The sequence below is a fragment of the Pseudomonas sp. E102 genome (genome assembly GCF_052660185.1).
Genome location: NZ_CP084025.1, coordinates 747,254 through 766,243 on the forward strand (window position 1 = coordinate 747,254; position 18,990 = coordinate 766,243).

Consider the following 18,990-nt stretch of genomic DNA (forward strand, 5'->3'; position numbering starts at 1 on the left):
CGATTTCTCTCAAGCTCTTGCTCCGTAGATGCTCGCAATCGCCGACGGCGATATATACTGCGCGCCATTCTTCAAGGGAGAGCCGTGTGGCCATCGATATTCACTGGATTCGCGACAACGATAGCCTCGGTCGGTTTTGCGCCGAATGGCAACAGTTGCCGTTCGTCGCCCTCGACACCGAATTCATGCGGGTCGACACCTTCTATCCCATCGCCGGCTTGCTGCAGATTGGCGATGGTAAAAGTGCGTACCTGATCGACCCCTTGAGCATCGACAATTGGCAGCCCTTGGCCGCGCTGCTGGAAAATCCGGCTGTGCTCAAGGTGCTTCATGCCTGCAGCGAAGACCTGGAAGTCCTGCTACGCCTGACGGGCAGCCTGCCCGCGCCGCTGTTCGACACCCAACTGGCCGCCGCCTACCTGAACCTGGGTTTTTCCATGGGTTACTCGCGGTTGGTGCAGGAGGTGCTGGGCATCGAGTTGCCCAAGGGCGAGACGCGCTCCGACTGGCTGCAGCGACCCTTGTCCGAGACGCAGATCAGCTACGCCGCGGAGGACGCGGTGCATCTGGCGGAAGTCTTTGTAGAGCTGCGTCCCAAGCTTTGCGACGACAAATACGCCTGGGTGCTGGAAGACGGCGCCGAACTGGTCGCCAACCTGCGTCGCGAAGTGGACCCCTACGAGGTTTACCGCGAGGCTAAGCTGGCCTGGAAACTGTCCCGCGCGCAGTTGGCCGTGCTGCGCGAACTGTGTGCCTGGCGCGAGCGCGAGGCGAGGGCTCGTGATTTGCCGCGCAACCGGATCATTCGCGAGCACTCGTTGTGGCCCCTGGCCCGCACGCAGCCGGATAACCTCGCTGCGCTGGCAAAAATCGAAGACATGCATCCGCGTACCGTGCGTCAGGACGGTGAGTTCCTGCTGGACCTGATCAAGCGCGCGGGCAGCGTGCCGCCCGAACAGTGGCCGCCCGCCGTGGCTGAACCCTTGCCCATCGAGGCCTCGGCGCTGCTCAAGCGTCTCAAGGCACTGGGACAGGCCGAAGCCGAGCGCCTGGGCATCGCCCCGGAATTGATGCTGCGCAAGAAAACCCTCGAAGCCCTGATCAAGAGTGGCTTTCCCGAGGGCCCTTACCAACTGCCCGATTCGCTGCGTGGCTGGCGCCGCGAGTTGATGGGCCAGGCATTGCTCGACAGCCTGGCCACCGCCGGAGAACAACCTTGAAACGAATCTGCTCCATCTACCGAAGCTCGAAGAAAAACGAGATGTACCTGTACGTGCTCAAGAGCGAAGCGTTGGCCCGTGTGCCGGAACCGTTGATGGCGGCATTCGGCAAGGCCATCCACGCATTCGACCTGGTATTGAGCCCGGAGCGCCAGTTGTCCCGGGAGGACATCGGCAAGGTGCTGGAGAACCTCGACACCCAGGGTTATCACCTGCAAATGCCACCGGCCGAAGATGAGTACATCGAGCATCTGCCTGAAGAGTTGCTGCGACGCAACGATCCGGTCTGACGATGCCCGGGCGCCTGTCCAGGCGCCTGTTGAAAACGAAAAATGATTATTGGCGATTGGCCGCAAGGATGGAGCGATACTCTGTCAGCGGTCGTCTGCACTGTTTTTGAAAGGTTTGATTCATGCGCGTTCTGATTGCCGAACACGACCACGCGGTCTATGCCCAGCTCCTGCGTCAGGCTGCACCCGATATCGAAGTGCTGACCAGCGGCGATTCCGCCGAGCTGTCGCGGCTTGCCACCGACTGCCCGGTCTGGCTCGGCCAGCCTGATCTATTGGCGACGCTGTTGCGTCAGGGCCATCGACCCCGTTGGTTGCAATCGACGTGGGCGGGCATCACGCCGCTGCTGGCCGAGGGCCTGACCCGCGAGTACCGCCTGACCCGCGCAGTGGGCATCTTTGGCCAAGTGATGGCTGAATATGTATTGACCTACATGCTGGGGCATGAGCGCGAGGTGCTGGCTCGGCTGGTCAGCCAGGTGGAGCGCAAGTGGGACAACCGCCAGGGGCAAAGCCTGGCGGGGCGCAAGGTGCTGATCGTCGGAACCGGCGATATCGGCCAGCGCGTGGCGCAGTTCCTGGTGCCGTTTGGCGTGCAGTTGTACGGCATCGCCAGTGAAGCCCGTGAGTTGGCGCCGTTTATCGAAGTCGGTGCGCTGGCGGATTTGCCGCGGTTGGTGGGCGAGATGGATTACGTGATCAACCTGCTGCCGAACACGCCGGATACCCATGACATCTACGACGCCGCGCTGTTCAAGCAATTCAAGCCCACCGGTTTGTTTATCAATGTCGGCCGTGGCGTGGCCGTGGTTGATGCCGACCTGGTGCAAGCCTTGAAGGACGGGCACCTGGCCGGGGCGGTGATCGATGTGTGTCGCCAGGAGCCGTTGCCGCAGCGCCATCCGTTCTGGACGGCTTGGGGCTTGCTGTTGACGGGACACAGCTCGGCACCGACCTCGCCGTCCATGATGGTGCAGCTGTTCCTGGAGAACCTGCGCGCTTACCAGGCTGGCGAAGCGCTGCGTGGGGAAGTGGATTTCAATCGGGGCTATTGAGCAAGCCCCGATCAAACTGTGGGAGCGAGCTTGCTCGCGATAGCGGTGTGTCAGTTGCCATCAAAAGTGACTGGCCTGACGCCATCGCGAGCAAGCTCGCTCCCACTGTTGCTTGTGACGCTCAGAGAGTGAAATCCCCCTCGGCCACCAGTTCGCTCAACGGCCGGCGCGGGCTTGGGACTTCGCGGGCCTGGAGGTAGTCGGCCAAGGTGGATTTATCCCCCAGCTTGCCGATCGCCACGGCGGCATGCAGGGCGTAGCCGTCCGGGATTTTCAATTCCTTGCGGGTCAGCTCCTGGTCGAAGCCGGCCATGCCATGGGTATGCCAGCCGCTTAGGCTCGCTTGCAGCGCCAGATGGCCCCACGCCGCGCCGGTGTCGAAGGTGTGGCATTGCGCCGGGGTTTCTTCGGTGGCGCCGGGCACCGCGAACGTGGTTTTCGAGGCAATGATCACCAGCGCCGAGGCGTGCTGGGCCCAGCCACGGTTGAACTCGTTGAGCAGGCCCAGGTAACGCTCCCAGTTCGGCGTGTCACGACGGGCATAAAGGAAGCGCCACGGCTGTGAGTTGTACGCCGAAGGCGCCCAGCGCGCGGCTTCGAAGAAACTCAGCAAGGTTTCTTCCGCAATATGTTCGCCAGTGAAAGCGCGGGGGGACCAGCGTTCGATGAATTGGGGATGGATCGCGTAGTCGGCAATGCGGGAGTTGGCGCTCATGGGTTCACCTTGGCTAGGTCAGGGAATCTGATGACGCAACCTACGTCCCGGTGTGTGGCCTGACAAGTCCCTTCTACCGACAGTCGCCAATGCTTGGCCTCACGAAGCCTCGGCACTAGACTGTCGGCCTTTTCACCACGTGATGTTGATGCTCGAGCCATGGCCGCCAAAGTCGAACCGTTCTGGATACGCAAAACCCTCGATCAGCTCGATCCGCAGGAGTGGGAATCGTTGTGCGACGGCTGTGGCCTGTGCTGCCTGCAAAAGCTCGAGGACGAAGACGACAACGCCGTCTATTACACGCGCATTGCCTGCAAACTGCTGGACCTGAAGACCTGCCAGTGCACCGACTACCCCAACCGCCGCGACTTCGTTCCCGATTGCATCCAGCTTACGCCGGGCAAGGCCGACGAGTTCAAATGGCTGCCGCCGACCTGCGGTTATCGCCTGGTCAGCGAGGGCAAGGATTTGCCGCTGTGGCACCACTTGGTCTGTGGCGACCGGGATGCCGTGCATCACGAGCGCATTTCCCAGTCGGGGCGCATGCTGGCCGAAGGCAGCGTGGCTGAAGAAGATTGGGAAGATCATCTGATTTTCCGCGCTGGTTGAATCAAAAGACATCGCATCGCATCACGGGAGCGCCCATGGCTTCAGGATTGAGACAGACACTGGCGGCGGGGCTGCTGGCGGTGTGCGGGCCGCTGTGGGCGGCGCAGAAAGTCGATCTGGATTATCAGGTGCATTTGTTGCCGCAGAGCGACCAGGCTGAAGTGCGCCTGACCCTCGCGCGGGGCTCGGCGGTGCGCAGCCTGGATTTTGACCTCGGCGATGATGGCCGCTACAGCGATTTCAAGGCGGACGGCCAATGGCAGCTCACATCCGGCAAGGCGTCGCGAGGCGTCTGGCGTCCCGCTGCTGACAAGGCGAGCCTGACTTACCGCGTACGCATCAGCGAGTCGCGCAAGAACGGCTCTTTCGAAACCCGCATGACCCCTGGCTGGGCGCTGCTGCGCGGCGACGCCCTGGTGCCGCCGGCGAAGCTGGACCAGCAGGACGGCGTTGAGCTGGTGTCGCGCCTGGCGTTCGAGTTGCCGGGCGGCTGGCAAAGCATCGAGACGGCCTGGCCGCGTATCGGCAAGCAACGCTTTCGTATCGATAATCCATCTCGCCTCTTCGATCGTCCCACCGGTTGGATGCTTGCCGGCAAGCTCGGCAGTCGCCGCACGCGCCTGGGCGAGACCGACGTGACGGTGACTTCGCCCAAGGGCCAGGGCATGCGCAGGATGGACGTACTGACACTGCTGACGTTTGTCTGGCCGCAGGTCCAGGCGGTGGTGCCGCGTCATCCCGGCAAGTTGCTGATTGTCGGCGCTGGCGATCCGTTGTGGCGTGGCGCCCAGGCCGGCCGCGAATCGATTTATCTGCATAGCCGCCCACCGTTGGTCAGCGAGCGAGGCAGCAGCCCTTTGCTGCGCGAGTTGATGCAGGTGCTGGCGCGTATCAACGATCATGATCGCAGCGACTGGATCAGCGAAGGGTTCAATGAATACTACGCCATCGAATTGCTGCGCCGAGCCGGAGGCATGAGCGATGAGCGTTATCAGGCCCTGAACGATCGGCTCGCCCGGGACAGCAAGGGCGTCACCACGCTGCGCGGCGAGCAGATGAGCCCCGCGATGGTGTCCAGGGCGGTGCTGTTGTTACAGGAGCTGGACCGGGAGATTCGCCTGAAGACGCGCAACAAGCGCTCGCTCGATGATGTGCTGCAGGCGGCGATGCGCCTGGAAACGGTCGACACCGAGGAATTTGTGCAGCTCAGCGAGAGCATTCTGGGTGGTGGTTCGACTGTTCTGGATACCCGGTTACTTCAGTAATACCGCTATCGTCGGAACGCCGCCCGGAGCAAGCTCGCTCCCACAGGGTTCTTGTGAACACCACAAATCCAATGTGGGAGCAAGCTTGCTCGCGATGAGGGCATCAGCGGCACTGCAAAAATCAGAGTCCAGCTTTAGGCGAACTCAACGAATCATTCCCCGTCACCGTGGCCGTACCTGTCGCCGCCTCGGCATTGGCCTTCATGCGGCTCAGTTCGTCGCCGGCCTGTTCGATGCGGGCGCGGGCGTCATGCAGATGCTGACGATTTCTTTCCAGCATGCTCTTGGCCGAACAATGCCCGGTGATGCCGCGCGCCAAGGCCATGCCACCGATTGCCAGTTGCGCCAGGCCGATCACCCCGCCGCGACGCAGACCCTTGCCCATCATCAGCACCCCGCCGGCCAATGAACCAATGCGCTCCCAGCCGTGAACGTTCTGTGGGCTGTGGGATTGGAAGGGGGTGGTTTCAACCGGCCCGAACGGATTGTTATCGCTCATGATCTGTCTCCAGTGTGGGAATTTGTATAAAGCTGACTGCCAGAGCGAATCCGTCGTTCCATGGAATTTCCCGCCGGTCAGCGGAATTGCGGTCCCGAGCGCGTGTTGTTGCCTTTGGCCATCCGGTCGTACAGCACGACGTTGACCGTGGCCGCCAGGTTCATGCAGCCATGAGTGGGGATGTAGATCACGTCTTCGCACCAGTCGCGGATGTCTTTGTCCAGCGAGCCGTCTTCCGGGCCGAAGATATACAAGGCGCGGTCCGGATGGGTGTATTCGGGCAACGGACGGGCGCCTTCCACCAGTTCGACGGCCACCGGCACGCAGCCCAGGGGCAGGATCTTTTTCAAGTCGTCGATGCCGATCAGCGGGATGTCGTAGTGGACTTTCTTGGTGTCGGTGACAAAGTCGGCCGCGCGTTCATAGCGTTTGCCGGTGTAGAACACCGACGCCACGCCGTAGCAGCCGGCGGCGCGCATGACCGAACCGACGTTTTCCGGTGACTTGGGGTTGAACAGACCGATGCAGCTGTAGCGTTTGTTGGCCACGGACGGGGTGCCTTTGGGAAAAGGCGCGATTATACGGGGAATGGGGGAGGGTGGTCAGGTTCGAGATGTGTGGTGTTCGTTCGATCGTCATCGCGAGCAGGCTCGCTCCCACATTGGATTTTTTGGCGATCAAAAATTGTGGGAGCGAGCCTGCTCGCGATGGCGGCCTTGCAGCCTGTAAAGATTCTTCGGTGATGCCAATCAGTCGTCTTTTTTCATCAACCCCGCCAACGCGGCGAAGGGGTTGTGGGTCGCCTTGGCGATCTTCGGCGTACTCAGGGAGCCGTCGCCGAAATACTGCTGGTCGGTGTAGCGCGAGTGCTCGTTGTCGTGGCAATACAAGCACAGCAGTTCCCAGTTGGAACCGTCCTGCGGGTTGTTGTCGTGGTTGTGGTCGCGGTGGTGAACGGTCAGTTCGCTCAGGCGCTTGCCGGAAAATTCACGGGCGCAGCGGCCGCAGACGTGGGGGTACATTTTCAGGGCTTTGTCGCGGTAGCCCATCTCCCGGTCGCGCTGGGCGTCGGCGAGGATACGGTCCAGCTTGGCAGTGTTGGACGGCGGGGTGGACGAACTCATAGGTTCACCTTTGTAGAAAAGACTGATGACGGTTGGACAGAGTTTAGCTCAGCCCTTGAGCTTCTCGGCAATCCAGATGGTGTGGCGGGTGCCTTTGTTGCCATGGGCGAACACCTGCACCTCTTCAGCCTTGAAACCGGCCTTCTTCAGCTTGTCGGAAAACTGCCGGTCGGCGCTGGCCGACCATACGGCCAGTACGCCCTTGGGCCGCAGGGCCTTGGCGCAGGCGGCCAGGCCCCCGGCCGAATACAACCAGCTGTTGGCTTTCTGGGTCAGGCCTTCGGGGCCGTTGTCGACATCCAGCATGATCGCGTCGAACCCCTGAGGTTCGGCTTGCAACACCTTGGCAACGTCCTCCAGGCGGATCACCGTGCGTGGGTCCGACAGCGGTCGCCCGGCTTTTTCGCCCAAGGGGCCACGATTCCACTCCACCACGCCTGGCACCAGTTCAGCCACCACCACTTCAGCGCTCTTGCCCAAATGCTTGAGGGCCGAGGCGAGGGTAAAGCCCATGCCAAGCCCGCCGATCAGCACGCGCGAGCCGGGGCGACCGGCGACCTTGCGGCAGGGGATCTCGGCCAAGGCGTCTTCGGAACCGTGCATGCGGGTGTTCATCAGTTGCCCGCCGTCGCCGCCCTGGATCTTGATGACGAAGTCCTCGCCATACTCGAACAGGCACAAGGCGCCGCCGTTGTCGGGGATAGGCGTGGTGTCGAGCAGAACAAAACGTTTCATGGAAATCTCATGGAGAAGAAGCAGACCGGCCCGGCAGGGGCTAGCCTGAAAGCAGACAATAGCCACGGAGCCATTGATGAAGTGCATCATTCTAACGGCCATTGCGCTGGTGACGCTCTCGATAACTTGCGCCCAGGCCCAGCAACCGACGATTCCGGTCGCGCCGCCGAGCATTCCCGGCTCTCCCGGCACCGCCACGCCCATGCCGTATCCACCGGTTACGCCCAGCGGCGTCCCAAAGGTGGCGCCAGGAAACGGCCCGCCCCTGTTGCCGCCCATCGAAATGCCCAGGCCGCCCAAGGACCAGCCGATACCGGGTATGGAGCCGAAGCTGGAGAAGGCCAAGTCGCCGGGGGGGTAGATTGCGAATACGACGCCATCCCCTGTGGGAGCGAGCTTGCTCGCTCCCACAGGTCTGTGTTTCAGCTAGGGGCTAGACCTGCTGCGACAGCAGCTGTCCATCCGCCATGCGCAGACGCTTGGAGAGGGAGACGGCGAGGGCGCGGATGATCTTGGCGGCGACCTTCGGTGCGTCGTTGAGCATTTTTTCCAATGAGTCCTTCCCCAGGTTCAGCAATTGGCAGTGAGTGGCCGCGATGCAGCTGGCCGAGCGCCGTTCGCCGTCGAGCACGGCCATTTCGCCGAACGCCCTGCCGCTGCGCAGTGTGGCAATGGTCACGGGTTGGCCGTCGGGGCCGGTTTTCTGCACGGCCACCTGCCCTGTATGAAGGATGCACATGAAACTGCCGGCATCGCCCTCGCGAAAAATCGCCTCGCCCTCGGCGACGGTGCTGATGCTGAAGTAACCCGATGCGGCGGCGAAGTCGACGGGCAGCAGTTGGTCGAACAGACCGCAGTCCATCAGCCAATCGCGGATTTGGTTGTTCAGTAAGGTCGGTTCTGACATGTCGTCACGGTCTTTTTCTTGTGCTCGTTGCGGTTTTGGAGTGCTTGGGTATCAGCCAATTCCCACAGAGGATTGAGTCAAATCCGGGCCCAGCGCATGGAGCTAAGACCCGGCCTTCACACAGAGTTCCTCAGGCCACTCCCAAAACCTTCAACACAAACGCATATTCGAGCGCTACGTCGCGCAATCCCTGGTAGCGACCGCTCATGCCGCCATGGCCGGCGCCCAGTTCGGTCTTGAGCAGCAGCAGGTTGTCGTCGGTCTTGGTGGCCCGCAGCTTCGCGACCCACTTGGCCGCTTCCCAGTACTGCACGCGGCTGTCGTTGTAGCCAGCGATCACCAGCATCGCCGGATATTCCTGGGCGCGGACGTTTTCGTACGGGGCGTAGGCCCTGATCCGATCATAGACCTGCGGCTCCTCGGGATTGCCCCATTCGTCGTATTCGGTCACCGTCAATGGCAACTCGGGATCAAGCATGGTGTTTAGAACATCGACAAACGGCACTTCGGCGATCGCGACCTTGAACAGCTCCGGGCGCTGGTTGAGCACCGCGCCGATCAATAGCCCACCGGCGCTGCCGCCGCTGATCGCCAACTGGCCGGCGGTGGTGAAGCCATTGGCGATCAGGTGTTCGGCGCAGGCGATGAAGTCGCTGAAGGTGTTGTGCTTGTGCTCTTGCTTGCCGGCGCGATACCAGGCTTCGCCCAGTTCACCGCCACCGCGCACATGGGCGATGGCAAACGCCACGCCGCGGTCCAGCAGGCTCAACCGTGAATGGGAAAACCACGGGTCGAGGCTTTCGCCATAGGCGCCGTAGCCATACAGATACAGCGGCACTGGCCGACCCAGGGCCTCGCGCTTGACCACCAGGCTGATGGGCACTTGCGTGCCGTCCGGTGCCGTGGCCCAAAGCCGTTGGCTGACATAGGCGTCGGCATCGAACGGACCCAGTACCGGGGTTTGCTTGAGCACGACCTGGTTGCCGCTGGCCAGGTCCAACTGGCGGATCTGGGCCGGGCGATTCAGTGCCTCGTAGCGCAGGCGGATGCGCTCACTGACGAATTCCAGGCTGTTCTGTACGTGCAGGCTGTAGGCCGCGTCTGGAAGTTGCACCCGATATGTCGGCGATCCCTGTGGGTGAACTTCGATGATCGGCAGGCCGCCTTCGCGCAAGCTCAAGGTCATGGCCATGGCGTTTAGGCTCAGGCCGTCGATCATCACCGTGTCGCTGTGGGGGATCAGGTTCTGCCAGTCGGCCTCGGTCGGCGCCTCGCCCGTGTCGACGGCCTCGTACAGCGCGAAGTTGATGCCGTCACGGTTGCTGCGGATAAACCAGGTCCAACGATCATCGAGCAAGCCGTGGTCGACGTCGTACTCATGGTTTTCCACCCGTGGCGCCACGCAGGTAAACGGCTGTTGCGGCTGCGCCGCGTCGAGCACCCAGACTTCACTCGTGGTCTTGCTGCTCAGGGACAGGATTAACTGTTTTTCCGAGCTGGAGCGGTAGCAATGCAGGAAAAACCGCCCGTCCGGCTCATGGAAGACCTCTTCGGCGGCGGTACCGTCCAAACGATAACGAAACAGCTTATGCGGGCGATGGGTGTCGTCCAGTTCGCCAAAGAACAGCGTCAGGCTGTCGTTCGCCCAGGTCATGCTGCCATCACAGTTTTCGAAGGACAGTTCGCTGACCCTGTCGTTGGACAATTCCTTCACGAACAGCGTGTAGATCTCATCACCCGTGGTATCCAGGCTGTAGGCCAAGCGTTGGTGATCGGGGCTGATGCTGAACGCGCCCAGGGCAAAGAATCCGCCGCCGGCCAGGGCGTTCGGGTCCAGCAACAGCTGTTCATGGCTTTCATCCACGGTCAGGCTGTCGTCGGCCGGACGCGGGCAGCGGTAGTGGCGCGGGTATTCGTCGCCCGCCGTGGTTCGGGTGTAATACAGGTAGGGACCCCAGGGCGAGGGCAGGGACAGGTCGGTTTCGAGGATCCGTCCCTTGATTTCCTGGAACAGCGTCTCGCGCAGTTCGGCCTGGTCGGCAAGCAGGGCCTCCTGGTAGCTGTTTTCAGCCTTTAGGTAATCGAGCACGGCGTCGGTGTCGCGGTCTTGCAGCCAGGCATACGGGTCGATACCAGGGGCCTTGCGGGCAATCGGGGCATCGGTAACGTGGGCAGATCGGGGCATGGAAAAACTCTCGAGCGTGATACGAAAAGGGACAAGTGCCTGGCGGGGTCAGTTCTGCCGCCGGACCGAAAAACTCTCCATGCCGGGCATCCGCTGGATGCCGGGGCAGCCTGACGAGCGAAAAGCCGTTACTATAAGCGCCTCTTTGCCTGCCTTGCCATGGACACCATGACCGAGAACGACTATCTGATTGCCTGGGGCCTGTACGCCTTTGCCGCCGTGGGCTGCCTCCTGGTTTGGATGCGCATGACCCGCTTCATGTGGCGCTGGTTGCGCGAGCCGCTGCGGCTGCTGATGGCGGTGTTGCTGTTCAGCCCCACCATCGTCGACCCGGTGAAGGAAAAGGTCGCGCCGGCCTTGGCCATCGTCGCCCTGGACGTGTTGTTCAAGGTCGGCAACAACGTATGGCGCGCAGCGTCCGACCTGCTTATGTACGGCATGATCGCGTTCGGCCTTTATCTGATTTTCGTGCTGATCCGCTTCCCCATCGAACGCGCTGCCAACGCTCGCAGGGAACGGGCCGCCGCCGATAAAGCCGCCGCCGCTGCCGAGCCTGACGACGAGCCGCCGTTCGGCGTGGCCGGTGACGACCGTTACGGTCGCCCACCCGTGCCGAGCAACCCCCAGCGTTCGCGTATCGAACCGCGCCTGTAATCGGGCCGCCCAATCAAACGAGGGTTCGAGCATGTGTGAGTTATTGGGCATGAGCGCGAATGTGCCGACCGACATCGTGTTCAGCTTCACTGGGCTGATGCAGCGCGGCGGCAAGACCGGGCCGCACCGCGACGGCTGGGGCATCGCCTTTTACGAGGGCCGTGGCCTGCGCCTGTTCCAGGACCCGGCCGCGAGCAGCGAGTCTGAAGTGGCGAACCTGGTGCAGCGTTATCCGATCAAGAGCGAAGTGGTGATCGGGCATATCCGCCAGGCCAACGTCGGCAAGGTCTGCCTGTCCAATACGCACCCGTTCGTGCGGGAGTTATGGGGACGCAACTGGTGTTTCGCCCACAACGGCCAGCTCGCTGATTTCCAGCCGGGCGCAAGCTTCTACCGTCCGGTGGGTGATACCGACAGCGAAGCGGCGTTCTGCGACCTGCTTAACCGCGTGCGCCAGGCGTTTCCCGAGCCAGCGGACGTGGAACAGTTGCTGCCGTCGTTGATCGAGGCCTGCACCGAATACCGCAGCAAAGGCGTGTTCAACTGCTTGCTCAGCGATGGCGACTGGCTGTTCTGCTATTGCTCGACCAAACTGGCGCAGATAACCCGTCGCGCGCCGTTCGGCCCGGCGCGGCTCAAGGACGTGGACGTGATTGTCGATTTCCAGGCGGAAACCACCCCCAACGACGTGGTCACGGTGATCGCTACCGAACCCTTGACCGAAAACGAAACCTGGACCCGCTACGAGCCGGGCCAATGGAGCCTGTGGCGGCGCGGCGAATGCGTCAGCCACGGCCGGACCGAATAAGGACGTCACGTTATGTTGCTCAGTTATCTACGGCTGGTGTTGTTCGCGGTGGGCCTGTTGGTGGGGGTCCAGGTTCCGGGGTTCATCAATGACTACGCCAAGCGGGTCGAGGCTCACCTGATCGAGGCGCAGACTGGCCTGCAAGGTTTCCAGGGCACCGCCAATCAATTCTTCAAAGGCGACATGCAGGCCCTCGTGGCCCATTACCGCGCCAGCGAAGACCCGATCTTTCGCAGCGATGCCGACAGCCTGAACACCTTGCTCGTGCGCCAGCAGGCCCTGGACAAGCAATTCCAGGCGATGCAAGGCCCGTGGTACATCCGCCTGCTGCAAGTGGCGCTGGCCGCCGATCCGGACATCCGCAAGGAAACATGGAACGGCTACAGCTACCAGATCCTGCTGACCCCCGAGGCGATGATCTGGGGCATCAGCGGCGCGATGTTGCTGTCGTTCGGCCTGGAATGCCTGTTCCGCCTGATCGACTGGGTGGTGCTGGGTGGCAAGCGCTTGCGCCAGAGCCGGCCGATCGAAGAGCGTGACCTGCGCGGGCTCTAGTGGCGAGGGGATTTATCCCCGCTGGGCTGCAAAGCAGCCCCCATTGCAGTCAATTAGATAATCCTGTTTGGCCTTGTTGGGGGCCGCTTCGCGACCCAGCGGGGATAAATCCCCTCGCCACAACGGTGTCCTCCAAGTTTTCCGGCAATCTTGCCCACCCAATCAAATTTTTCTTATGACCCGGCCAAGGTTTTATTCGTTGGACGGGATCGGCTGCGCGCTCAAGAATCGGGGCAACGGTCTCCGCGCCAGCATCGTCGAGACTCACAACAATAAAACCGTGGAGAACCACCATGAGTGCACCCGACACGCTCGGCGTCCCCCAACCCCAGGCCCGGTCCGGCCCGTTCGATTGGTATCGCAACATCAACCAGCAGGAACGGCGCACCTTCTGGAGCTGCAAGATCGGTTACGCCCTGGACGGCATGGACACGCAAATGCTCAGTTTCGTGGTGCCGACCCTGATCGCGATGTGGGGCATCACCACCGGGCAGGCAGGCCTGATCCACACCAGCACCTTGATCGCCTCCGCCATTGGCGGCTGGGTGGCGGGCATTCTCTCTGACCGCATCGGCCGGGTCCGTACCCTGCAACTGACGGTGCTGTGGTTCGCATTCTTCACTTTTCTGTGCGGCTTTGCCCAGAACTACGAACAACTGTTGATCGCCCGCACGCTGATGGGCTTCGGTTTCGGCGGCGAGTGGACCGCCGGCGCGGTGTTGATGGGCGAAGTCATTCGCGCCAAGGACCGCGGTAAAGCGGTGGGCATGGTGCAATCGGGCTGGGCGCTGGGTTGGGGCATGACGGCGATCCTGTATGCGCTGCTGTTTTCGGTGCTGCCGCCGGAAGACGCCTGGCGCGCATTGTTCATTCTCGGCATCGTGCCCGCCGTGTTCGTGATTTTCGTCCGCCGGTTGGTCAAGGATCCGGAAGTCTACAACCAGACCAAGGCCCGCCTGACGCCGGAAAACCCAGCGAAGTTCTACGAGATTTTCGCCCCCGGCATTCTCTTCACCACGATACGCGCCTCGTTGCTGACCACCGGCGCGCTGGGTGGTTACTACGCGATCACGTCCTGGCTGCCGACTTTTCTCAAGAACGAACGTGGCCTGAGCGTCCTGGGCACCGGTGGCTACTTGGCCATGGTGATCGTCGGCTCCTACGTGGGTTACGTCATCAGTGCGTACCTGTCGGACATCCTGGGACGAAAGAAGAATTTCGTCCTGTATGCCGTAGGCTCGTTCACCATCGTCTTGCTGTACACCCAGGTGCCGGTGAGCAATAACGTGATGCTCTGGCTGGGCTTTCCCCTGGGCTTTTTCGCATCGGGTATGTTCAGTGGCATGGGCTCGTTCCTCACCGAGCTGTTTCCCACGCGCATCCGGGGTTCTGGCCAGGGTTTCTGCTACAACATCGGCAGGGCGGTGGCGGCACTGTTTCCGCTGCTGATCGGTATCTTGAGCCAGAAGGTGCCGTTGAGTGTTGGCATTGGTGCGTTTGCCGCAGTGTCCTACGGCGTGGTGATCCTGGCGGCCCTGAGCCTGCCGGAAACCCAAGGCAAGCAGCTGGAAGCCGAGTAACTGATACCCTGAGGGACGAGGTCCCACAGGCTTAAAAGAAAGAACCTACAGGAGCGTTCACCGTGAACCGCCTGCTATTGAATTGCGACATAGGCGAAAGTTTCGGCAGTTGGACCATGGGTCTGGATGCCGAGGTGATGCCCTTCATCGATTGCGCCAACATCGCCTGCGGTTTCCATGCCGGCGACCCGAGCATCATGCGCAAGACCGTCGGCCTGGCCCTGAGCCACGGCGTGCGGATAGGCGCCCACCCGGCCTATCAGGACCTGGCTGGCTTCGGCCGGCGTTCCATGGCTTATGGCGCCCAGGAACTGCAGGACTTGCTGCATTATCAGATCGGCGCGCTGGACGGCATCTGCCGCGCCCAGGGTGGGCGCGTCAGCTACGTCAAGCCCCATGGGGCGATGTACAACGACATGATGGCCAACCCGGCGCAACTGCGCGCCGTCATCCAGGCCGTTGCCGCTTATGATCGCGGGTTGCCGTTGATGCTCATGGCGACCCGGGACAACAGCGCCGCCCAGGCCCTGGGCGATGAGTATGGCCTGACGCTGTGGTTCGAAGCCTTCGCCGATCGTGCTTATGACAGTGCCGGCCGCCTGGTTTCGCGGCAAACGCCGGGCGCGGTGCATCACGACCCCGAGGTCATTATCGCGCAGGCCCTGACAATTGCTCGCGGCGATCCGTTGACGGCCAGCGATGGCAGCGCCCTGAACCTGCACGCCACTACGTTGTGCGTACATGGCGACAACGCCAGTTCGGTAGCCGCTGTGCAACGCATCCGTGAAGCCCTGGACCGGCAGAGCGCGCCATGAAACCACGCTTGGAAGTGGTGGCGGTGGACTGCCTGATGGTGCGCCTGTTCGACGAAATCGCAGAGGCCAACATGCCTTGGATGCTGGCCGCCAGCGAGCGCCTGCGAGCGGTGTTTGCCGAGCGTTTGATCGACCTGGTGCCGTCCTATACCACGTTGATGGTCCATTACGATTTGCTCGTCCTGAACCCGGTCCAGGCCCGCGAATTGATCGACGAGGCATTGCATAACCTTTCACCGGACGCCCGATCCGCCGGTCAATGCCACGTGCTGCCGGTGTGGTACGACGCTACCGTCGGGCCGGAGTTGGGCCTGCTGGCGAGTCGCAGTGGGCTGACGGTGGAGCAGGTGATCCGGCGCCACAGCGAGCGCGAATACCAGGTATTTGCCCTGGGCTTCGCACCGGGGTTCGCCTTCATGGGGCTGGTGGACGAAGCACTGGCCGCCCCGCGCCTCGACACGCCGCGCAAACGGGTCGCGGCGGGCAGTGTCGGCATTGCCGAACGGCAGACCGCAGTGTATCCGGCGGTGTCGCCCGGCGGCTGGAACCTGATCGGGCGCACCCCGGCCAAGCTGTTTGATCGTGAGCGCGACGGCTACAGCCTGATGCAGCCGGGGGACACGGTGCGTTTCGCTGCCGTGGACCACGCCGAATTCATCGCCCTGGGTGGCGACGACACACCGTTGGGGGCCCAGGCATGAGTCGGTTGTTGATCGAGGCCAGCACGCCGCTGTGCCTGTTGCAGGACACCGGCCGCTTCGGCGTGAGGCACTTGGGCGTGACCCAGGGCGGCGCGGCGGATTGGTTGTCGATGGCGTGGGCCAACTGGATGCTCGGCAATGATCTCGACGCGGCGGTGGTGGAGGTTACCCTCGGCGGCTTCACCGTGGTGGCTGAAGAGGATTGTGTGCTGGCCCTGGCCGGAGCGGACCTGGGTGCGCGGATAGACGGCCAAGGCGTGGCGTCGTGGCGCTTTTTCAGCTTGCGCAAGGGCCAGGTGCTGGCGCTGACCCAGCCCGTGCTCGGTGCCCGGGCCTACCTGGCGGCGCCTGGCGGGTTCGATGCACCGCAAGTCCTGGGCAGCCGTTCGACCGTCGTGCGCGAAGAACTCGGTGGCCTGGATGGGCGAGGGCGGGCCCTGGATCGTGGGGCGCGCTTGAGCTATTCAGGCTCGGCGACGCCTCGGCCCATGCCGCATACGCGGATTCCGGATTTCCAGCAGGTACAGCCGCTGGATCTGATCCTGGGTGCGCAGAATGGCGAGTTCAGCGGACGGAGCCTGTTCGATGCGTTCAACAGCCCGTGGACGCTGGACAGTCGCGCCGACCGCATGGGCATGCGTTTGCTGGGGACTGCGCTGGAGTATCAGGGGCCGGCGATGATCTCGGAGGGCATTCCCCTCGGTGCCGTGCAGGTACCGCCGGACGGCCAGCCGATCGTGTTGCTCAATGATCGGCAAACCATCGGGGGTTACCCACGCCTGGGGGCCTTGACGCCGCTGTCCCTGGCGCGGCTGGCGCAATGCCTGCCGGGAACTCAGGTGCGGTTGCGTCCGGTGGTGCAGGCGGTTGCGCATCGGCAGCAGGTGGAGTGTATGCGGGCGCTGTTAAACCGCTAAAAGCATCGTCGGATCGCCGCCCGGAGCAGGCTCGCTCCCACACTGGATCTTCGTCGTATACAAGACCCCTGTGGGAGCGAGCCTGCTCGCGATGAGGCCCTGAAAGGCACCAAAGAACTTTACTTGGAAAGAAACCGCATCCCTTCCTCCAGCCCCCGCAAGGTCAGCGGATACATCCGGTCTTCCACCAGCTCGCGCACGATGTTGGTCGAGGCGGTATAACCCCAGGTGTCTTTGGGGTAGGGATTGATCCAGATGAGCTTCTTGTACTTCTCCATGAAGCGCTGCATCCACACGTAACCGGCTTCTTCGTTCCAGTGCTCGACGCTGCCGCCGGCCTGAGTGATTTCATAGGGCGCCATGGCGGCGTCGCCGATGAAGATCACTTTGTAGTCGGCGCCATACTTGTGCAACAAATCCTGAGTCGACGTGCGCTCCGAGGTACGGCGCAGGTTGTTCTTCCATACCGATTCATACACAAAGTTATGGAAGTAGAAGTATTCCAGGTGCTTGAACTCGGTCTTGCAGGCCGAGAACAACTCTTCGCAGATCTTCACGTGGGCGTCCATCGAACCGCCGATATCGAACAGCAACAGGAGCTTGACGGTGTTGCGTCGCTCCGGGCGCATCTGGATATTCAGCAGGCCGGCATCCCGGGCGGTGTGGTCGATGGTGCCGTCGATGTCCAGCTCTTCCGCCGCGCCCTGACGGGCAAACTTGCGCAGGCGGCGCAGGGCGATCTTGATGTTGCGGGTGCCCAGTTCGACCTGGTCGTCGAGGTTCTTGTATTCGCGCTGGTCCCAGACCTTGACGGCCTTGCCCTGGCGCTTGCCGGCATCGCCGACGCGAATGCCTTCGGGGTTGAAGCCGCCGGAACCGAACGGGCTGGTGCCGCCAGTGCCGATCCACTTGTTGCCGCCGGCATGGCGTTCCTTTTGTTCTTCCAGGCGCTTCTTGAATTCTTCGATCAGCTTGTCCAGGCCGCCCAGGGATTGGATCTGCGCCCGTTCCTCGTCGGTCAACGAGCGCTCGAATTCCTTGCGCAGCCAGTCTTCGGGAATCAGCGCCTGGAGGTGATCGTCGAGTTTCTCCAGGCCATTGAAATACGCGGCGAACGCCCGGTCGAACTTGTCGAAATGCCGCTCGTCCTTCACCAGGATGGCCCGGGACAGGTAATAGAACTCATCCATGTCGGCAAAAATCACCCGCTGTTTCAGCGCGTTGATCAGGTCCAGCAGTTCTCGCACCGACACGGGCACCTTGGCGGCGCGCATCTCATTGAACAGGTTAAGCAGCATGGCAATCGCCCTCGCTCTTGTTGGACGAAGAGGATCAGCGAGTGCCGCGACGGCTCATGAACGCCAGGCGCTCAAGCAATTGCACGTCCTGTTCGTTCTTGACCAAGGCGCCGGCCAGCGGCGGAATGGCCTTGGTCGGATCACGCTCGCGCAGCACCGCTTCGCCGATGTTGTCGGCCATCAGCAGCTTGAGCCAATCCACCAACTCGGAGGTGGAAGGCTTTTTCTTCAGGCCCGGGACTTTGCGCACATCAAAAAACACGTCCAGCGCTTCGCTGACCAGGTCCTTCTTGATATCCGGGTAATGCACGTCGACGATTTTCTGCAGGGTGGCGCGGTCGGGAAATGCGATGTAGTGGAAGAAGCAGCGACGCAGGAAGGCGTCCGGCAGTTCCTTTTCGTTGTTGGAGGTAATGATGATGATCGGGCGCTGCTTGGCCTTGATGGTTTCGTCGGTCTCGTAGACGTAGAACTCCATCTTGTCGAGCTCTTGCAGCAGGTCGTTGGGGAACTCGATGTCGGCCTTGTCGATCTCGTCGATCAGCAGGATCACCCGTTCTTCGGACTCGAAGGCTTCCCAGAGCTTGCCCTTCTTCAAGTAATTGCGCACGTCGTGGACCTTGTCCACGCCCAACTGCGAGTCCCGCAGGCGGCTGACCGCATCGTACTCGTACAGGCCCTGGTGGGCCTTGGTGGTGGACTTGATGTGCCAGGTGATCAGGCGCGCGCCGAAGGACTCCGCCAGTTGTTCGGCGAGCATGGTCTTGCCAGTGCCCGGTTCGCCCTTGACCAACAGCGGCCGCTCCAGGGTGATGGCGGCGTTGACGGCCAGTTTCAGGTCATCGGTGGCCACGTAGGCGCTGGTGCCTTCGAACTTCATCTGCAATTCCTCGAACGTGTCGCCGGCCCGGCGAGGCGGGGCGCGCGAAATAAATGTCGTGCCCGACTATACCGCGAGGCCCCGCCGACTGTGAACGCAGACGCTGTATTCAGTCTCTGAATGGAGCGTCACATGTTGACTCAGTCTTGTGCCGAGGGGATTAAGCGAAACGTCGCAC

At 62.2% G+C, this 18,990-nt stretch carries 22 protein-coding genes; 13 read left to right on the plus strand and 9 right to left on the minus strand.

Annotated features, from left to right (window positions below):
• Nucleotides 1-86: 86 nt before the first annotated feature.
• From rnd to DOCECA_RS03655, 3 genes are all read left to right on the plus strand, one after another.
• Nucleotides 87-1,220, plus strand: coding sequence for a ribonuclease D (gene rnd, locus DOCECA_RS03645; protein WP_420766692.1), 1,134 nt, complete (start codon nucleotides 87-89; stop codon nucleotides 1,218-1,220).
• Nucleotides 1,217-1,510: a YcgL domain-containing protein gene (locus DOCECA_RS03650; protein WP_445571455.1), complete on the plus strand. Its 294-nt coding sequence runs from the start codon at nucleotides 1,217-1,219 to the stop codon at nucleotides 1,508-1,510. The genes rnd and DOCECA_RS03650 overlap by 4 nt, the downstream gene beginning before the upstream one ends.
• Before the next feature lie 122 nt (nucleotides 1,511-1,632).
• Nucleotides 1,633-2,565 carry a D-2-hydroxyacid dehydrogenase gene (locus DOCECA_RS03655; protein ID WP_445571456.1) on the plus strand — a complete coding sequence of 311 codons (933 nt, stop codon included), beginning with the start codon at nucleotides 1,633-1,635 and terminating at the stop codon, nucleotides 2,563-2,565.
• 121 nt (nucleotides 2,566-2,686) lie between these two features.
• Here the strand turns inward: DOCECA_RS03655 and DOCECA_RS03660 are convergent, their stop codons facing one another.
• Nucleotides 2,687-3,280 (minus strand): nitroreductase family protein, encoded by a 594-nt coding sequence (locus DOCECA_RS03660; protein WP_434610131.1) that lies wholly within the window; start codon nucleotides 3,278-3,280, stop codon nucleotides 2,687-2,689.
• A gap of 159 nt (nucleotides 3,281-3,439) precedes the next feature.
• Between DOCECA_RS03660 and DOCECA_RS03665 the strand changes: the two genes are divergently transcribed.
• Together DOCECA_RS03665 and DOCECA_RS03670 are read left to right on the plus strand one after the other, a co-directional pair.
• On the plus strand, nucleotides 3,440-3,889 hold the full coding sequence (locus DOCECA_RS03665; protein ID WP_420766688.1) for a YcgN family cysteine cluster protein: 450 nt from the start codon (nucleotides 3,440-3,442) through the stop codon (nucleotides 3,887-3,889).
• 35 nt (nucleotides 3,890-3,924) lie between these two features.
• The gene (locus DOCECA_RS03670) at nucleotides 3,925-5,154 is read left to right on the plus strand and encodes a hypothetical protein (protein ID WP_434701069.1); all 1,230 of its coding nucleotides are present in this window, start codon (nucleotides 3,925-3,927) and stop codon (nucleotides 5,152-5,154) included.
• A gap of 121 nt (nucleotides 5,155-5,275) precedes the next feature.
• Here DOCECA_RS03670 and DOCECA_RS03675 read toward each other — a convergent pair whose 3' ends face one another.
• From DOCECA_RS03675 to DOCECA_RS03690, 4 genes are all read right to left on the minus strand, one after another.
• Nucleotides 5,276-5,653, minus strand: coding sequence for a YgaP family membrane protein (locus DOCECA_RS03675; protein ID WP_420766686.1), 378 nt, complete (start codon nucleotides 5,651-5,653; stop codon nucleotides 5,276-5,278).
• 77 nt (nucleotides 5,654-5,730) lie between these two features.
• Nucleotides 5,731-6,201 (minus strand): RNA methyltransferase, encoded by a 471-nt coding sequence (locus DOCECA_RS03680; RefSeq protein ID WP_420766685.1) that lies wholly within the window; start codon nucleotides 6,199-6,201, stop codon nucleotides 5,731-5,733.
• A gap of 201 nt (nucleotides 6,202-6,402) precedes the next feature.
• Complete coding sequence (locus tag DOCECA_RS03685) at nucleotides 6,403-6,777, minus strand: YajD family HNH nuclease (RefSeq protein ID WP_054596159.1); 375 nt, start codon at nucleotides 6,775-6,777, stop codon at nucleotides 6,403-6,405.
• 48 nt (nucleotides 6,778-6,825) lie between these two features.
• Entirely contained in the window at nucleotides 6,826-7,512 is a 687-nt protein-coding gene (locus DOCECA_RS03690; RefSeq protein WP_039593339.1) for a spermidine synthase, read from the minus strand.
• Nucleotides 7,513-7,588: 76 nt separating this feature from the next.
• Here DOCECA_RS03690 and DOCECA_RS03695 point away from each other — a divergent pair, with 76 nt between their 5' ends.
• On the plus strand, nucleotides 7,589-7,873 hold the full coding sequence (locus tag DOCECA_RS03695; protein ID WP_445571457.1) for a hypothetical protein: 285 nt from the start codon (nucleotides 7,589-7,591) through the stop codon (nucleotides 7,871-7,873).
• 72 nt (nucleotides 7,874-7,945) lie between these two features.
• On the opposite strand, the gene DOCECA_RS03700 is transcribed toward DOCECA_RS03695, so the two are convergent.
• Nucleotides 7,946-8,419, minus strand: a complete 474-nt coding sequence (locus DOCECA_RS03700; RefSeq protein ID WP_420766683.1) for a cyclic nucleotide-binding domain-containing protein — start codon at nucleotides 8,417-8,419, stop codon at nucleotides 7,946-7,948.
• Nucleotides 8,420-8,549: 130 nt separating this feature from the next.
• Nucleotides 8,550-10,604, minus strand: coding sequence for a S9 family peptidase (locus DOCECA_RS03705; RefSeq protein WP_434701067.1), 2,055 nt, complete (start codon nucleotides 10,602-10,604; stop codon nucleotides 8,550-8,552).
• Between the two features lie 159 nt (nucleotides 10,605-10,763).
• Here DOCECA_RS03705 and DOCECA_RS03710 point away from each other — a divergent pair, with 159 nt between their 5' ends.
• The 7 genes from DOCECA_RS03710 to DOCECA_RS03740 all read left to right on the plus strand — a co-directional run bounded on the left by DOCECA_RS03710 (nucleotide 10,764) and on the right by DOCECA_RS03740 (nucleotide 16,634).
• A complete protein-coding gene (locus DOCECA_RS03710; RefSeq protein ID WP_445571458.1) occupies nucleotides 10,764-11,258 on the plus strand; it encodes an MFS transporter in 495 nt (164 codons plus the stop codon).
• A 31-nt stretch (nucleotides 11,259-11,289) separates the two neighbouring features.
• Entirely contained in the window at nucleotides 11,290-12,066 is a 777-nt protein-coding gene (locus tag DOCECA_RS03715; RefSeq protein WP_445571459.1) for a class II glutamine amidotransferase, read from the plus strand.
• A gap of 12 nt (nucleotides 12,067-12,078) precedes the next feature.
• Complete coding sequence (locus DOCECA_RS03720; protein ID WP_003184238.1) at nucleotides 12,079-12,621, plus strand: DUF2937 family protein; 543 nt, start codon at nucleotides 12,079-12,081, stop codon at nucleotides 12,619-12,621.
• Nucleotides 12,622-12,914: 293 nt separating this feature from the next.
• Nucleotides 12,915-14,201, plus strand: coding sequence for an MFS transporter (locus tag DOCECA_RS03725; RefSeq protein WP_420766678.1), 1,287 nt, complete (start codon nucleotides 12,915-12,917; stop codon nucleotides 14,199-14,201).
• A 62-nt stretch (nucleotides 14,202-14,263) separates the two neighbouring features.
• A complete protein-coding gene (locus DOCECA_RS03730; RefSeq protein ID WP_445571460.1) occupies nucleotides 14,264-15,016 on the plus strand; it encodes a 5-oxoprolinase subunit PxpA in 753 nt (250 codons plus the stop codon).
• Nucleotides 15,013-15,717 (plus strand): 5-oxoprolinase subunit PxpB, encoded by a 705-nt coding sequence (pxpB, locus tag DOCECA_RS03735; protein ID WP_445571461.1) that lies wholly within the window; start codon nucleotides 15,013-15,015, stop codon nucleotides 15,715-15,717. Before DOCECA_RS03730 ends, pxpB begins: the two co-directional genes overlap by 4 nt.
• On the plus strand, nucleotides 15,714-16,634 hold the full coding sequence (locus tag DOCECA_RS03740) for a biotin-dependent carboxyltransferase family protein (protein ID WP_434610149.1): 921 nt from the start codon (nucleotides 15,714-15,716) through the stop codon (nucleotides 16,632-16,634). Before pxpB ends, DOCECA_RS03740 begins: the two co-directional genes overlap by 4 nt.
• 119 nt (nucleotides 16,635-16,753) lie before the next feature.
• Here DOCECA_RS03740 and DOCECA_RS03745 read toward each other — a convergent pair whose 3' ends face one another.
• Both DOCECA_RS03745 and DOCECA_RS03750 read right to left on the minus strand, forming a co-directional pair.
• Entirely contained in the window at nucleotides 16,754-17,932 is a 1,179-nt protein-coding gene (locus tag DOCECA_RS03745; RefSeq protein WP_003198888.1) for a vWA domain-containing protein, read from the minus strand.
• 34 nt (nucleotides 17,933-17,966) lie between these two features.
• Nucleotides 17,967-18,812, minus strand: coding sequence for an AAA family ATPase (locus DOCECA_RS03750; protein WP_053143593.1), 846 nt, complete (start codon nucleotides 18,810-18,812; stop codon nucleotides 17,967-17,969).
• Nucleotides 18,813-18,990 lie beyond the last annotated feature (178 nt).

Excerpts from the sequence above, each read along its gene's own strand:
- DOCECA_RS03660 (WP_434610131.1), bottom strand. The coding sequence starts at position 3,280 with ATGAGCGCCAACTCCCGCATTGCCGACTACGCGATCCATCCCCAATTC.
- DOCECA_RS03700 (WP_420766683.1), bottom strand. The coding sequence starts at position 8,419 with ATGTCAGAACCGACCTTACTGAACAACCAAATCCGCGATTGGCTGATG.
- DOCECA_RS03740 (WP_434610149.1), top strand. The coding sequence starts at position 15,714 with ATGAGTCGGTTGTTGATCGAGGCCAGCACGCCGCTGTGCCTGTTGCAG.
- DOCECA_RS03715 (WP_445571459.1), top strand. The coding sequence starts at position 11,290 with ATGTGTGAGTTATTGGGCATGAGCGCGAATGTGCCGACCGACATCGTG.
- DOCECA_RS03720 (WP_003184238.1), top strand. The coding sequence starts at position 12,079 with ATGTTGCTCAGTTATCTACGGCTGGTGTTGTTCGCGGTGGGCCTGTTG.
- DOCECA_RS03685 (WP_054596159.1), bottom strand. The coding sequence starts at position 6,777 with ATGAGTTCGTCCACCCCGCCGTCCAACACTGCCAAGCTGGACCGTATC.
- DOCECA_RS03710 (WP_445571458.1), top strand. The coding sequence starts at position 10,764 with ATGGACACCATGACCGAGAACGACTATCTGATTGCCTGGGGCCTGTAC.
- pxpB (WP_445571461.1), top strand. The coding sequence starts at position 15,013 with ATGAAACCACGCTTGGAAGTGGTGGCGGTGGACTGCCTGATGGTGCGC.
- DOCECA_RS03750 (WP_053143593.1), bottom strand. The coding sequence starts at position 18,812 with ATGAAGTTCGAAGGCACCAGCGCCTACGTGGCCACCGATGACCTGAAA.
- DOCECA_RS03725 (WP_420766678.1), top strand. The coding sequence starts at position 12,915 with ATGAGTGCACCCGACACGCTCGGCGTCCCCCAACCCCAGGCCCGGTCC.
- DOCECA_RS03690 (WP_039593339.1), bottom strand. The coding sequence starts at position 7,512 with ATGAAACGTTTTGTTCTGCTCGACACCACGCCTATCCCCGACAACGGC.
- DOCECA_RS03670 (WP_434701069.1), top strand. The coding sequence starts at position 3,925 with ATGGCTTCAGGATTGAGACAGACACTGGCGGCGGGGCTGCTGGCGGTG.
- DOCECA_RS03695 (WP_445571457.1), top strand. The coding sequence starts at position 7,589 with ATGAAGTGCATCATTCTAACGGCCATTGCGCTGGTGACGCTCTCGATA.
- DOCECA_RS03675 (WP_420766686.1), bottom strand. The coding sequence starts at position 5,653 with ATGAGCGATAACAATCCGTTCGGGCCGGTTGAAACCACCCCCTTCCAA.
- DOCECA_RS03655 (WP_445571456.1), top strand. The coding sequence starts at position 1,633 with ATGCGCGTTCTGATTGCCGAACACGACCACGCGGTCTATGCCCAGCTC.
- DOCECA_RS03705 (WP_434701067.1), bottom strand. The coding sequence starts at position 10,604 with ATGCCCCGATCTGCCCACGTTACCGATGCCCCGATTGCCCGCAAGGCC.
- DOCECA_RS03745 (WP_003198888.1), bottom strand. The coding sequence starts at position 17,932 with ATGCTGCTTAACCTGTTCAATGAGATGCGCGCCGCCAAGGTGCCCGTG.
- DOCECA_RS03665 (WP_420766688.1), top strand. The coding sequence starts at position 3,440 with ATGGCCGCCAAAGTCGAACCGTTCTGGATACGCAAAACCCTCGATCAG.